Below are 12,985 nucleotides of genomic sequence, written 5' to 3' on the forward strand. Positions count from 1 at the left end.
CACGCGGCTGCGGCGACGGCGAGGAAGCGGCAAGGCTGGCGGACATCGAAACGGATTCCCTGGGTCATGCGGAAAGGCAGCAACCGCGGCAATCGATCGCCACGCGGCGCGCTGATCAACGCGCTGCGCGTCGAGCCGGCGCTCGGTTCGCCGTCGCGCGGCGGCCTGCCGGAAACCATTGCAAGGCGCGACGGCGACGGCTGGCGGCTGTCCGGCCACAAGCTGTACAGCACCGGGATCCCGGCGCTGCGCTGGCTGGCCGTGTGGGCGCGTACCGATGAGCCGGCGCCCCGGGTCGGCGTGTTTCTCGTGCCGCGCGACCACGATGCGGATGGCGATCGCATCCGCGTGATCGAAAGCTGGAATCACCTCGGCCTGCGTGCGTCAGGCAGCCATGAGGTCGTGTTCGACGACGTGCGGCTGCCGGCCGATCACGCGGTCGACGTACGCGCGCCGGACGCATGGGCCGTGTCGGCCGCGACTCATGCGGATGCCGACGCGCAGGCCGACCAGCAGGCGTGGATGGTTGCGCTGCTCGGTAGCCTGTACGACGCGGTGGCACGTGCGTCGCGCGACTGGCTGGTCGGGTTTGCCACGACGCGTGCGCCGAGCGGGCTGGGCGCGCCGCTCGCGACGCTGCCGCGCATACAGGAAGCGGTCGGCGAAATCGAGGGCTGGCTGCATGCGAACCGCGTGCTGCTCGACGATCACATCGCGCGCACCGACGCGGGCAATGCACCGGCGGTCACGACGAGCGGCCTCGTCAAGCGCACCGTAACTGAGCACGCGATCCGCGTGGTCGAGCAGGCGCTGAAGCTGTCGGGCAATCACGGGCTGAGCCGCGCGAATCCGCTCGAACGCCACTATCGCGACGTACTGTGCAGCCGCGTGCATACGCCGCAGGACGATGCGATCGCGGTGGCGGCGGGGCGTGCGGTACTCGAAGCGGTGAGCCGGGGCGAGACGAAAGACGAACCGAAGGGCGACGCGGAGACGGGCGGGGCGCCGGTCAACGAGACCGGACGCGGCCGCGGCGATGCGTGATTGGAGCAGGGCCGGCGCGGGCGTCGATCGGGCGGCGCGATGCCGTCGCCGCCCGGTACGGTCACGCAGCCTTGCCGTGCGTCTGCTCGGGCAATGCGAACGCCGTGCGCGCATGCGCGGCAACGGCGGCGAGCGGCGCGTCGAAGCGAGCCGCATCGTGCCGGCGCAGCAACCACAGATCGATCTGCGGCTTGAAATCGGCGAGCGGCACGATGTCGAGCGCATCGCGCAGCGGGCTGCCTTCGACGAGCGGCTTCGGCATCAGCCCGATGCCGAAGCCGTTCGCGACGCTCTGCAACTGCAGGTCGCGGCCGTAGGTGTCGAGCGTGACCGGCATCGGCAGGCCCTGCGCGTCGAGCGCGCGCCGCAAGCCCGCGCGAAAACCGCAGCCGTCCGGATTGAGCACCCAGCCGCGTGCGTGGCAATCGGCGAGCCGGTAGCTGCGGCGCGGCCAGTCACCCTTGCGGCCGACCGCGACGAGCCGCGTGGCCAGCAGCCGTTCGCCCTCGACCTGCGCGGGCAGCACCATTTCGCTCGCGAGGAACACGAGCGCCGCATCGAGTTCGCGGCGGGCGACGCGCTCGACGAGCATGCCGCCCCACGCGGTCGTGACCTGCGTCGCGAGCGCGGGCCACTGCGCGGCGAGTTCGGCGATCAGCGCGGGCAGCATCAACTCGCCGAGGCCCTGCGTGAGCCCGATCCGGAATTCGCCGGCGGGCGGCTGCTCGCCGGCCGTCAGCTCGCGCAGCGCATCGACTTCGCGCAGGATCGCGCGACACTGCTCGAACACCTGCCGGCCGATGTCGGTGGGGCGCGGCGGTTTCGTGTTGCGATCGAGCAGGATCACGCCGAGCGCTTCCTCGAGATTCTGGACGCGCCGCGTGATCGCCGGCTGCGTCATCCCGAGCTCGGCCGCGGCCTGGCTCAGGGTCTGGCAGCGGACGACCGCTGCAAAAGCGTCGATATCGCTAATTTTCATGTTTGTTCTGCATGGTCTTTCGGGTGCATCATGACGATCTATCATATTCGGCATCATATTCGAGGAGTCAGCCGATGAGTACGCTTTCGTTGCATCAGACGCCGTTGCGGCCGTTCGTCGACGGTCTGGGCGCGCTGCTCGCGTCCGGCGCGAACGAGGCGCGCATCCTCGACGAGGGCGGCGCGCTGCTCGCGGCGCTCGTCGAACACGACGACTGGTTGCCCGACGCATTCGCGCAGCCCGACCCCGTGCGCTATCGGCAGTACCTGCTGCATCTCGACCCGGACGAGCGGTTCTCGGTCGTCAGCTTCGTGTGGGGGCCCGGCCAGACGACGCCGATCCACAACCACACGGTGTGGGGGCTGATCGGGATGCTGCGCGGCGGCGAATTCTCGCAGCCGTACCGGTTCGACGCAGCGGGCAAGCCGGTGCCGTCCGGCGAAGCCGTGCGGCTGCAGCCGGGCGAAATCGAGGCCGTGTCGCCGCGCATCGGCGACGTCCATCGCGTGACCAACGCATTCGCCGACCAGGTATCGATCAGCATCCACGTGTACGGCGCGAACATCGGCAAGGTCGAGCGCGCGGTGTACCTGGACGACGGCACCGTGAAGCCCTTCGTGTCGGGCTATTCGAACGCCTGATGCAACGCCCGCCGGCGCGGCCGGTTGCCGCGCATGCGCCGGCGGGCCCAAGATTCATCCGTTCCGCTTTCTTCACCGACTTCAACGCATTCAATCAAGACAGAGACACCGTGACGCAATCCGCCGATTCCACTTCCCGCTTTCCCGTCGCGTCGTACCAGGACGTGCGCACACGCCTGCTGGCCCGCGACGAGATCGCACTGATCGACGTACGCGAGGAAGATCCGTACGCGCAGGGCCACCCGCTGTGGGCCGCCAACTTTCCGCTGTCGAAACTCGAACTCGACGCGTGGACGCGGATTCCGCGCCGCGACACGCCGATCGTCGTATTCGGCGAAGCGGGCGGCGAGGATCTCGCGCCGCGCGCGGCCGCGAAGCTCGCGCAACTCGGCTACACCGACGTGCGGCTGCTCGACGGCGGCCTCGCGGGCTGGCTCGCCGCGGGCGGCGAACTGTTCATCGACGTGAACGTGCCGAGCAAGTCGTTCGGCGAATGGGTCGAGGCCGAGCGGCATACGCCGTCGCTGTCCGCGCAGGAGGTGCAGGCGCTGATCGACGCGAAGGCCGATGTCGTGATCGTCGACGCGCGCCGTTTCGACGAATACCAGACGATGAACATCCCGACCTCGACGAGCGTGCCGGGCGCGGAACTCGTGCTGCGCGTGCGCGCGCTTGCACCGAACCCGGCGACGCAGGTGATCGTCAACTGCGCGGGCCGCACGCGCAGCATCATCGGCACGCAGTCGCTCGTCAACGCGGGGCTGCCGAATCCGGTCGCGGCGCTGCGCAACGGCACGATCGGCTGGACGCTTGCCGGGCAGACGCTCGAGCGTGGCGCCGCGCGACGCTTTCCGGACGACATCGACGCGACGCAGCGCGCCGACGCACGCCAGGCGGCGCGCGCGGTGGCCGAACGCGCGGGCGTGCCGCGCATCGCGCTCGCGGATGTCGCCGCACTCGAAGCGCCGGGCCGCACGTTGTACCGCTTCGACGTGCGCACGCCGGCGGAGTATGAAGCCGGCCATCTGCCGGGCTTCCTGAGCACGCCGGGCGGCCAGCTCGTACAGGAGACCGATCATCACGCGGCCGTGCGCGGCGCGCGGATCGTGCTCGCCGACGACGACGGCGTGCGCGCCGACATGACCGCGTCGTGGCTCGCGCAGATGGGCTGGGACGTGCGTGTCGTTGAGCCGGAGGACGGTACGGCGAAGTTCGGCGAGCACGGCCAGCCGCCGCGCGACGTGCCGGCGACGCCGACCGTGACCGACGTATCGCCCGCGACGCTCGCGGGCTGGCTGAAGGAGGCCGCGCCGGGCGAGCTGGCGATCGTCGACGTGACGGCCAGCGCGAACTACGTGAAGCGCCATATCCCGGGCGCGTGGTTCGCCGTGCGTGCGCAGTTGCGCGACGCGCTCGCGGCGATTCCGGCCGCGAAGCGCTATGTGTTCACGTGCGGGTCGAGCCTGCTGGCGCGGTTCGCGGCGGACGACGCGCGTGCGCTGCTGCCGGCTTCGGCTGAAATCTCGGTGCTCACCGGTGGAACGGCTGCGTGGATCGAGGCCGGGCTGCCGCTCGAAAGCGGCGAGACGCATCTGGCGTCACCGCGCGTCGATCGCTACCGGCGCCCGTACGAAGGCACCGACAACGCGGCGGCCGCGATGCAGGCATATCTCGACTGGGAGTACGGGCTGGTCGATCAGTTGAAGCGGGACGGCACGCATCACTTCAACGTGATCTGATCGATGCGGCGTAACGGGGCGCGGCGGCACGTAGTGCGCCGCGCCCCGTTACCGTATGGCGGGAACGTTCGGCGCGATCAGCGCTTGAACGTATCGACGGCCGTGCGGCCGACGGCCGGATCGTCGGTGAAGAAGCCGTCGATGCCCGCGCGCAGGTACGCCTGGATCTCGCGCACCGAGCCGGCCGTATTGCGCGTGGCCGGCGTGCCGCCGTCCTTCAGCGACGCGGGCAGGAAATTGTTCTCCGGGCGGAACGTGTACGGATGCACGACGAGGCCGGCCTCGTGCGCGTAGCGCACGTACGGCGTCGGCTGCTGCAGCGTGCCGTCCGCGGCGACCGCGATGATCGACGTCTTGTACGGGCCGACGCCGTTCGCATAGGTCGCGACCTCGCGCATGCCGTCGCGCGTCGACAGGTCGCCGTAGGTGCGCTTGTCGTTCGCCTTCACGAAGTCGTACGGGCGCTGGCCGGCTTCGTCCATCAGTTGCACGAGCTTCCAGTTCGGCTGGCTCGACTTGATCCGGTTGCGGATCGTCTTCAGGTTCGCGACCTCGAACGACTGGATGTAGACGGTCGCGGTGCGTGCCGTGTACGAATCCTTCAGCAGCGCATCGACGAGACGGTCCTCGAGCGGCAGGCCGATCGACTGGAAGTAGGTCGGGTGCTTGGTTTCCGGATACAGGTGGATCGTGCGGCCGGTCTGCGCCGACATCTGCTTCGCGAGCGCGACGATCTCGTCGAACGTCGGGATCTCGAACTGGTCGTTGTACGCGGTGTTCGCGGGGCGGACCTGCGGAATGCGCTCGCGGGCGCGCAGCGTCTTCAGCTCGGCGAGCGTGAAATCCTCGGTGAACCAGCCCGTCAGCTCCGCGCCGTCGATCGTCTTGGTCGCCTTGCGGCTCGCGAACTGCGGCAGCGTCGACACGTTCGTCGTGCCCGAGATCTCGTTCTCGTGACGCGCGACGAGCACGCCGTCGCGGGTCGACACGAGGTCGGGCTCGATCACGTCGGCGCCGTCCTCGATCGCCTTGCGGTACGACGCGAGCGTGTGTTCGGGGCGCAGCGCGCTCGCGCCGCGATGGCCGACCACCTGGACCTTCGCGGAAATCGGCTGGGTGGGATCGGACGCGACGTCGTCGTCGCCGCCACAGGCGGCGAGCAGGAACGCGGCGGCACAGGCGAACGGGACGTAGCGCAGGGAGGTCGGGCGCTTGAAGAGCATGTCGATGAACCTTCGAAACGAGAGTCGGAAAGGGGCGATCGATCCGGCGGTGCGGCTGTCGTGCCGTGTCGCACGGAGTCGAATGGGACGCGATCGTCGCACCGAATAATTACATATGTATTACTTCGTGCTTTCCATTGGGTATTTTTGGGGCGCGATGCCCGCGGAAGAGCGGTTGCTGCGGCCTGGGGCGTGACGCATTCCGGCCGTCTCAGGCAGGTCGCGGGCCGGATGCACTAAACTTGCGGGAATTTTGCATCGCCGCGCCGGGGCCGACGCCCGCCTGGCGCGACGATGCGGCGACTCGCGGGCCGGTGCGGGCGCCCGGCGCCCGTGTGCGCCGGGGCCCGCGCCGGCCGATTTTTCCCGACCCATGACGACTCGAACCGATTCCGCTTTCCTGCTCGGCGACCTGCTGAAGAACGTTTCCCGCTCCTTCTACCTGACGCTGCGCGTGCTGCCCGACGGCATGCGCGACCCGGTCGGCCTTGCGTACCTGCTCGCGCGCGCGGCCGACACGATCGCCGACACGGCGCTCGTCGCACCCGATCGCCGGGCGGCGTTGCTGACCGACCTGCGCGACGAGGTCGAACGGCTCGGCGACGGCGTTGCGCTGTCGCGTGCGCTCGAGGACGTGACGCGGATGCAGACCGATTCGCACGAGCACGTGCTGCTCGGCTCGATGGAGCCGATGCTCGCGCTGCTGCGCACGCAGCCGGATGCCGATCGCGCGTCGATCCGCAAGGTCGTCGCGACGCTGACGGCGGGGATGGTGTTCGACCTGCGCACGTTCCCGGACGAGCAGTCGGGGCGGGTCGCGTCGCTGCCGACGCGCGGCGAACTCGACCGCTACACGTATCTCGTGGCCGGCTGCGTGGGCGAGTTCTGGACCGACATGACGGGGATGCACACGCCGGCCGCGCGTGGCTGGAACCTGCCGGACATGTGCGAGAAGGGCATCCGTTTCGGCAAGGCGCTGCAGATGACCAACATCCTGCGCGACTGCGGGAAGGATCTGCGCATCGGCCGCTGCTACCTGCCCGACGACGTGCTGGGTGCACACGGGCTAGGCGTCGCCGACCTGATGGCGCCCGATGCGTCGGCGCGCGCGCGCGGCGTACTCGTCGAGCTGCTGCGCGCGACGCTCGACCAGTATCGCGATGCGTGCCTGTATACGCTCGCGATCCCGCGCCGCTTCGTGCGACTGCGGCTCGCGTGCCTGTGGCCGATCATGATTGGCCTCGAAACGCTCGAACTGCTGGCCGGCAACGTGGCTTGGCTCGATCCGGCGAAGCCGGCCAAGGTGCCGAGAAAGCGCGTCTACCGGATCATGGCGTCGTCGCTCGCGCTGGTCGGCTCGAACGCCGCGATTCGCGCGCGCATGACCGCGCTCGCCGATGCCGTGAGCGCGCATCTCGTGCAACCGGCCACGCGCTGAATCGCACTGAACGATGCCGGCACGACAGGTGCCGGCATCGCCCCTCGGCCCGCGTTCGCCGGGCCGCTCCCGCGCATCTCCCGCGCGTCGACTAAAAACGTTTTCATTATTTCGTGTCGCGAAACGTGGGTGTCATGAACGTCAGCGATCCTTCGCGGCGGCGTGAATCGTGGCGTCAGCCGCGGTCGCGCATTTGTAAGACGTAATTTGCCGAAGGCATCTGACGACATCCGACGGTCGCGTTGCACCCGTAAAAATGTAAAGCTAGGGTTTTCACCGGGAAATGCCGGAAAGGCCCGCTACGTAAGCGTTTTCAGGTGTTATGTAACTGCTTGGTGAACCCGTGCGTTGCGTCGATCATACGATGACCGACTGTGCGTATTGGGAAATAATCGGTAATCCGTCAGAATCGCGTCGGCATGTACTCGCACATGTGTCAGTCATAAAACCACACCAGAAAAGAAATCATTCTTTGAGGACGGAGAATCAATGAAAAAGCGCGTCGCTTTCGCCATGACGGCAGTGGGCCTTGCAGCCGCTACCGCCGCCCACGCCCAGAGCAGCGTGACCCTGTACGGTATCGTCGACAACGGTCTGGCTTACCAGAACAACTCGTCGGCAGTCGGTGCGACCACGGGTGGTCACTCGAAGGTGCAAATGTCCACCGGCGTGTGGGCAGGCAGCCGCTTCGGCCTGAAGGGCAGCGAAGATCTCGGCGGCGGCACGAAGGCGATTTTCCAGTTGGAAGCCGGCGTCAACACGGCTAACGGCTCGTCGCAGTGGACCAACGGCATCTTCACGCGCCAGGCGTGGGTCGGCCTGACCAACAGCACGTACGGTACGCTGACGGCTGGTCGCCAGTACACCGCGTACTACACGCTGCTGTCGCCGTACAGCCCGACGACCTGGCTGACCGGCTACTACGGCGCGCACCCGGGCGATATCGACTCGCTGGATACCAGCTACCGCGCGAACAACTCGCTCGTCTACATGTCGCCGAAGTTCTACGGCTTCACGGTCGGCGGTTCGTACTCGTTCGGCGGCGTTGCAGGCGCAACGAACCGCGGCTCGACGTGGAGCGCGGCGATCCAGTACCTGAACGGCCCGGCAGGCATCGCAGTCGGCTACCAGAAGGTCAACAACGCGACGCTCGGCGGCGGCGTGTGGGGCGCGAACTCGACGGTCCAGAACGGCCTGACGGCATCGGGCGACGGCAACCAGCCGGCAGTTTCGTCGATCAACAACGGCTACGCTACCGCGCAATCGCAGCAGCGTATTGCTGTGACGGCGGGCTACCAGTTCACGCCGGCATGGGACATTTCGGCATCGTACTCGAACGTCCAGTACACGCCGGGCACGGGTTCGGCGTTCCGCAACACGGCCATCTTCAACACGGCAGGCGCCGTGCTGCACTGGAAGGCAGCCGCTCAGTGGGACTTCGCAGCGGGCTACTCGTACACGGCGGCAACGCAGTCGAACGGCATCACCAGCTCGGCCAAGTACCACCAGGTCACGCTGTCGCAGTACTACAGCCTGTCGAAGCGCACGGGCCTGTACGCAGTTGAGGCGTACCAGCATTCGAGCGGCAACACGCTGAACGGCGGCAAGATCATCGCTGCAACGACGTCGATCGGCGACGGCGTGGGCGCAGGTTCGAAGCAGAACCAGATCGGCGTCGGCGTCGGCATGATCCACCGCTTCTGATGTCGCGCGGCGCGCGAGCGCTGCTTGCGGCATGCGGTATGAAAACCGGCCTTCGGGCCGGTTTTTTATTTGCGATACGTGTGGCGCGTATTCCGGTGCCGTCGCCGGCCGGCATCGACCGGATGCGGATGGCGACGAAAGCCGCACCTGACTAGCGCACCACTCATGCGGTACCGGCGCGTAGACGGCAGCATCAGGCCTGTGCCAATGTTGTCCAGCCTGTCATTCCACCGCGTCATCCGTCCAGCTTCCCGCCAGCGCCTGAAACAACGCCGCCGTATCGGCGAGCCGGTCGGCCTGCGCGCGCGTACGGTCGAGCGCTGTCTGCAGCGCCTGCCGCTGCGTGTCGAGCAGGTCGAACGTGCTGATCCCGCCTGCGGCGTAACGGTCGCCGGCAATTCTGTCGCTGGCCGCCGCTTCCTGCGCGGCGGTGTCTCTCGCCTGCAGTGCAGCCGCGTCGTGCTCGACCGCGCGCATTGCATCGGCCACCTGCTGCAGCGCCTCGAGCACGGTTTCCCGGTAACTCGCGAACGCCGCGTCGTACGCCGCCTCGGCCGCACGTTTCTTCGCGCGCAGTTCACCGCCATGAAAGAGCGGTTGGGTCAGGCCGAGGCCCACATTCCACACATTGAGCCCGCTCACGAGATCCGCGATGCGCGTGCGCTCCGAGCCGATCCCCGCCGAAATCGACAAGCGCGGATACAGGTTCGCGGTGGCCACGCCGACGTTCGCGCTCGCCTGGTGCAGCACGGCTTCGGCCGCGCGGATGTCGGGCCGTTCACGCGCGAGCGTCGACGGCAGCGCGACCGGCAGCGTGCGCGGTAGCGCGAGCGTATCGAGCGTGAGGTCGGGCAGCACGGCATCTGATGGCGGCACGCCGAGCAGGATCGCGAGCCGGTGGCCGGACTGCGCGAGGCGGGCCTCGAGCGGCGGCAGCGACGCCTGCGTCTGAGCGAGCAGCGCGCGTTGCGCATGCACGTCGGCCTGCGATACGCCGCCCGCCGCGAAACGCGCGTCGACGATGCGCAACTGTCGCGCCTGCGCGTCGATCAACTGCCGCGTGAGCGCGACCTGCTGCGCGAGCGATGCGCGCAGGATCGCGGTCGCGACGACGTTGCCCGCGAGCGTCAGGCGCGCGGCGTCGAGCGTGTACGCCTGGTAGTCGACCTGCGCGCGCAGCGCTTCGAGCGCACGGCGGTTGCCGCCGAACACGTCGAGCACATACGACACGCTCACCGACGCGCCATAAAGCGTGAACGGCCCCGGGCTGGGCACGTTGGCGGGCAGGCCGAACGCGGTCGTGTCGACCCGCTCGCGCGTGGCGGACAGGCTCGCATCGACTTTCGGCAATAGCGTCGCGCCGGCTTCGGCCGCATGGTTCTGCCGCGCTTCGTCGAGCCGTGCACGGGCCTCGGCGAGTGTCGGGCTGTTGCGCCACGCGGTATCGACGAGCCGGTTCAGCGGTTCGGAACCAAACTGCGTCCACCAGTGCTGCGGTGTGTGCGCGGCCGATGCGAACGTCTGCGCGTTACCGGTTGGGCCTGCAGCGGCGGCCGTCGTCGCGGGCGGCTCGCCGCGCGTGTAGTGCTGCGTGGCAGGTGCATCCGGCGTGTGGAAATCCGGCCCGACCGCACATCCCGCGACGAGCAGCGCGGCGGCGGCCAGTGTGCAGCCGCGGGTGGCGTTGGCGAGGCGACGCGAAGCCGGTTTCATCGTGCGGCCCCTAGTCGAGCGTGCGCCGGTAGAAGCGCACCGCGACGCCCATCACGATGACGGTGAACAGCGCGACCGGCCACACGGACGGCCACAGGTCGCTCCAGCCGTTGCCTTTCAGCAGGATGCCGCGCACGAGGCGGTTGAAGTAGGTGAGCGGCAGCAGGTTGCCGATGAACTGCGCCCACTTCGGCATCCCGGCGAACGGGAACATGAAGCCCGACAGCAGGATGTTCGGCAGGAAATAGAACACCGCGAGCTGCATCGCCTGCAACTGGTTCTGCGCGAGCGACGACAACGTGATGCCGACCGTCAGGTTCGCGGCGATGAACAGCAGCGCGGACAGGTAGATCGCGAACACGCCGCCGACGAACGGTACCTCAAACACGAACCGCGCCGCGGCCACGATGATCGATACCTGGATCAGCCCGATCAGCACGTACGGGACGATCTTGCCCGTCATCACCTCGAGCGGCCGCACGGGCGTTGCGAGCAGGTTCTCCATCGTGCCGCGCTCGCGTTCGCGCGTGATCGCGAGGCCCGTCATCATCACCATCGTCATCGTCAGGATCACGCCCATCAGGCCCGGCACGACGTTGTACTGCGTGATGCCTTCGGGGTTGTACAGCCGGTGCAGCACGACGTCGAACGCGGCCGGGCGGCCGTTCAGGTGAGCGAGCGGGCCGGTCAGGTCCTTGTCGGCGACCGGCTGCACGAGGCCGGATAGCGCGCCGATCGCCGACGCGGTCGCGACGGGATCGGTCGCGTCCGCCTCGACGAGCAGCGACGGACGCTCGCCGCGCAGCAGCCGTCGCGAGAAATCGGCCGGCACGTTCAAGACGAACAGCACGTCGCCGCGTGCGAGCGCACGCTGGCCGGCCGCCTCGTCGGGCAGCGTCTCGACGATGTCGAAGTATGCGGAATTGCGCATCGCGGCGACGAAGCTGCGCGCGAACGGGCTCGCATCGGCGACGATTACCGCCGTGGGCAGGTGCTTCGGATCGGTGTTGATCGCGAAGCCGAACAGCGCGAGCTGGATGATCGGCACGCCGACGATCATCGCGAACGTCACGCGGTCGCGCCGCAGCTGCAGGAACTCCTTCAGCACGATGCTCCACCAGCGCGCGACCGAGAACGCATCGCGCAGGCGCGCCCACGCGTTCATGACGACGCTCCACCGGGCGGCCCGGATGCGCGGCCCATCATGTAGATGAAGACGTCCTCGAGCCCGGTGTCGATCGGCGCGACCTGCAGCGCGGCAGGCCCGCCGGCCTGCACCGCGACCTGCGCGAGCGTCGCGTCGAGCTGCGCGCGATCACGGCCGCTCACGTGCAGCGCCGAGCCGAACACGACCGTCTGGTCGACGCCCGGCATCGTGCGCAGCCGGGCGGACAGTTCGCTCAGATGCGCGCCCGTGATCGCTCGGGTCGCGAGCCCCTGCGACGCGACGATTTCCGCCGACGTGCCCTGCGCGAGCAGCTCGCCGTACGCGATGTACGCGAGCTTGTGGCAGCGCTCGGCTTCGTCCATGTAGTGCGTGCTGACGAGCACCGAGATCCCTTGTGCCGCCAGCCGGTGAAGCTCTTCCCAGAAGTCGCGGCGCGCGGCCGGGTCGACGCCGGCCGTGGGCTCGTCGAGCAGCAGCAGTGCCGGCTCGTGCAGCATGCAGGCGGCCAGCGCGAGGCGCTGTTTCCAGCCGCCCGACAGCGCCCCCGTGAGCTGGTCCGCGCGGCTCGCGAGGCCGAGCCCGTCGAGTGCGCGCGCGACGGCCGCCTTGCGGTCCGGCATCCCGTACACGCGGGCGACGAAGTCGAGGTTCTCGCGGATCGACAGGTCTTCCCAGTACGAGAAGCGCTGCGTCATGTAGCCGACGCGCCGCTTGATCTGCGCGCTGTCGCGCACGATGTCGTAGCCGAGGCAGGTGCCGCTGCCCGAGTCGGGCGTGAGCAGCCCGCACATCATCCGGATCGACGTGGTCTTGCCGCTGCCGTTCGGCCCGAGAAAGCCGAAGATCTCGCCGCGCGCGACCCGCAGCGACACGTCCTTCACGACATGCTTGTCGCCGAAACGCTTGTTCAGGCGATCGACGTCGATCGCGTACGGCGCGTTCATGGCACCCTCACGGCGACGGGCTGACCGGGATGCAGCTTCGGCGCGTCGGCGACGGCGGGGCGCGCCTCGATCATGAACACGAGCTTGGTCCGGCTCTCGTTGCTGTAGATCACGGGCGGCGTGTATTCCGCCTCGCTCGACACGTAGGTGATGCGCGCGGGCACGTCGGCCGCACAGCCGTCGCAGTGGATCGCGACCGCGCGCCCCGGCGCGAGCGATGCAATCGCGGCCTCCGGCACGAAGAAGCGTACCTTCAGGTTTTGCGGCGGCAGCATCTGCACGACCGGATTGCCGGCCTGCACCCATTCGCCGACGCGGTACAGCGTGTCGTACACGCGCCCGGCGGCGGGCGCGGCGACGCGCTTCTGGTCGAGCTTCCATTGCGCCTCGGC

Annotated in this window: 10 protein-coding genes and 1 pseudogene; 5 read left to right on the plus strand and 6 right to left on the minus strand. The window is 68.6% G+C overall.

From position 1 onward, the window contains the following. Positions 1-105: 105 nt before the first annotated feature. Positions 106-1,044: pseudogene (locus G3O06_RS42520) on the plus strand (acyl-CoA dehydrogenase family protein); the annotation flags it as partial. A 61-nt stretch (positions 1,045-1,105) separates the two neighbouring features. On the opposite strand, the gene G3O06_RS42525 reads toward G3O06_RS42520, so the two are convergent. Continuing rightward, entirely contained in the window at positions 1,106-2,080 is a 975-nt protein-coding gene (locus G3O06_RS42525; RefSeq protein ID WP_205819646.1) for a LysR family transcriptional regulator, read from the minus strand. A gap of 17 nt (positions 2,081-2,097) precedes the next feature. On the opposite strand from G3O06_RS42525, the gene G3O06_RS42530 reads away from it, so the two are divergent. Together G3O06_RS42530 and G3O06_RS42535 are read left to right on the plus strand one after the other, a co-directional pair. Then, positions 2,098-2,664: a cysteine dioxygenase gene (locus tag G3O06_RS42530; protein WP_174972173.1), complete on the plus strand. Its 567-nt coding sequence runs from the start codon at positions 2,098-2,100 to the stop codon at positions 2,662-2,664. Positions 2,665-2,774: 110 nt separating this feature from the next. Beyond that, positions 2,775-4,403 carry a rhodanese-related sulfurtransferase gene (locus G3O06_RS42535; protein WP_205819647.1) on the plus strand — a complete coding sequence of 543 codons (1,629 nt, stop codon included), beginning with the start codon at positions 2,775-2,777 and terminating at the stop codon, positions 4,401-4,403. Positions 4,404-4,480: 77 nt separating this feature from the next. Here G3O06_RS42535 and G3O06_RS42540 read toward each other — a convergent pair whose 3' ends face one another. Then, a complete protein-coding gene (locus tag G3O06_RS42540) occupies positions 4,481-5,626 on the minus strand; it encodes a glycerophosphodiester phosphodiesterase (protein ID WP_174972169.1) in 1,146 nt (381 codons plus the stop codon). Positions 5,627-5,999: 373 nt separating this feature from the next. On the opposite strand from G3O06_RS42540, the gene G3O06_RS42545 reads away from it, so the two are divergent. Beyond that, the gene (locus tag G3O06_RS42545) at positions 6,000-7,064 is read left to right on the plus strand and encodes a phytoene/squalene synthase family protein (protein ID WP_205819648.1); all 1,065 of its coding nucleotides are present in this window, start codon (positions 6,000-6,002) and stop codon (positions 7,062-7,064) included. Positions 7,065-7,553: 489 nt separating this feature from the next. After that, positions 7,554-8,768 carry a porin gene (locus G3O06_RS42550; protein ID WP_174972166.1) on the plus strand — a complete coding sequence of 405 codons (1,215 nt, stop codon included), beginning with the start codon at positions 7,554-7,556 and terminating at the stop codon, positions 8,766-8,768. Between the two features lie 222 nt (positions 8,769-8,990). On the opposite strand, the gene G3O06_RS42555 is transcribed toward G3O06_RS42550, so the two are convergent. The 4 genes from G3O06_RS42555 to G3O06_RS42570 form a co-directional block, all read right to left on the minus strand. Further along, positions 8,991-10,481 (minus strand): efflux transporter outer membrane subunit, encoded by a 1,491-nt coding sequence (locus tag G3O06_RS42555; protein WP_205819649.1) that lies wholly within the window; start codon positions 10,479-10,481, stop codon positions 8,991-8,993. Between the two features lie 10 nt (positions 10,482-10,491). After that, on the minus strand, positions 10,492-11,646 hold the full coding sequence (locus tag G3O06_RS42560) for an ABC transporter permease (RefSeq protein ID WP_205819650.1): 1,155 nt from the start codon (positions 11,644-11,646) through the stop codon (positions 10,492-10,494). Then, on the minus strand, positions 11,643-12,593 hold the full coding sequence (locus tag G3O06_RS42565; RefSeq protein ID WP_205819651.1) for an ABC transporter ATP-binding protein: 951 nt from the start codon (positions 12,591-12,593) through the stop codon (positions 11,643-11,645). The genes G3O06_RS42560 and G3O06_RS42565 overlap by 4 nt, the downstream gene beginning before the upstream one ends. Beyond that, positions 12,590-12,985: HlyD family secretion protein (locus G3O06_RS42570; protein WP_205819652.1), on the minus strand; the 396-nt coding region annotated here is incomplete at its 5' end. The genes G3O06_RS42565 and G3O06_RS42570, both read right to left, overlap by 4 nt.

The organism is Burkholderia sp. Ac-20345 (assembly GCF_017104825.1).
GTDB lineage: Bacteria > Pseudomonadota > Gammaproteobacteria > Burkholderiales > Burkholderiaceae > Burkholderia > Burkholderia lata_B.